Origin of the sequence: Streptomyces lancefieldiae, assembly GCF_031845825.1 — a bacterium.
Classification (GTDB): domain Bacteria; phylum Actinomycetota; class Actinomycetes; order Streptomycetales; family Streptomycetaceae; genus Streptomyces; species Streptomyces lancefieldiae.
The window spans coordinates 1-1,139 of the sequence record NZ_JAVRFH010000228.1 but is presented as its reverse complement, the minus strand read 5'-3'; the positions used below and the strand labels follow the sequence as shown (position 1 = coordinate 1,139).

1 protein-coding gene is annotated in these 1,139 nt (G+C 65.1%); it reads left to right on the top strand.

Annotation, left to right across the window (positions count from 1 at the left end; genetic code table 11):
- Window positions 1-11: 11 nt before the first annotated feature.
- Complete coding sequence (locus RM812_RS41800) at window positions 12-1,139, top strand: tyrosine-type recombinase/integrase (RefSeq protein WP_311586195.1); 1,128 nt, start codon at window positions 12-14, stop codon at window positions 1,137-1,139.

Genomic DNA, 1,139 nt, shown 5'->3' with positions numbered 1-1,139 from the left:
TGGTTCGTGGGATGGGTTCGTTTTTCAAGGGGTGTGAGCATCCGCGGTCGCGGTGGTCGAAGTGTCCGCACCCGTACACGGTCCGGTATAGGTCGGCGGCCGGGAGGCAGGTGGAGGAGTCCGGGTTCGCGACGCAGGACAAGGCGATCGCGCGTTTGACGGAGATATACAACGCGAAGAAGGCCGCGCCGCGGGGGCAGGCGAAGGCGGACCGGATCGCCCGGTACGGGTCCATGCGGTTCGAGGAGTACTCCACGCAGTGGAGGGCCGGGCAGCGGGATCTGGGGCCGGCGTCGGTGGCGCACCTGGAGTCGCTGCTGAATATTCATCTGCTGCCGCTGCTGGGTAGCCGGCGGATGAACACCTTCGACCACAAGGTCGTCGAGGGCTTCCTCCAGATCCTGGAACGCAACGGCGTCGGTCTGGCGGCACAGGCGAACGCCTTCGACAAGCTCAAGGCGATCCTGCTGGACGCGAACCGTCTGGGGCTGTTCGACGACAACCCCGTCGCCGGGGTGAAACCGCCGCAATACGACCCCCAGCGCGTGGTGATCCCCTCTCCCGGGCAATTGCGGCAGATACGCACCGCCGGCGACGACGGCTTCCGGCTGGTCTGCGATCTGATGAGTGGCTGCGGCATGCGCAACGGCGAGGCGTTCGCCGTCAACCTCAACAACATCGTCGCCGACGACATCTACCGCATCACCGAGCAGGTCAACCGGACCACCTGCCAGTACGAGCGGCTCAAGCACCGCAAGACGGGCGAGTACCGGGACGTGCCCCTGCCCGCGCGGGTGCGCGACACCATCGAGTGGTACGCCGACCAGCACGGCACCGTTGACGGCTACCTACTGCGCCACCCCGGCGACCCGACCCGCACGTTCCCGCACTACCATATCGCCAACCAATGGCAGCGGATCAAGAAGGCCGGCCAGGTCGACATACCCGACGGGATGGTCGTCTACGGCATGCGGCACTTCTTCGCCTCCAACTGCCTCACCCACGGCATCCCCATCACCGACGTCGCCGAGTGGATGGGCCATAGGACCATCGACATCACCTTCAAGATCTACCGTCACCTGATGCCTGGATCCATCAGCAAAGCCGCCAAAACCCTCAACCTCGACCTCACCACATAA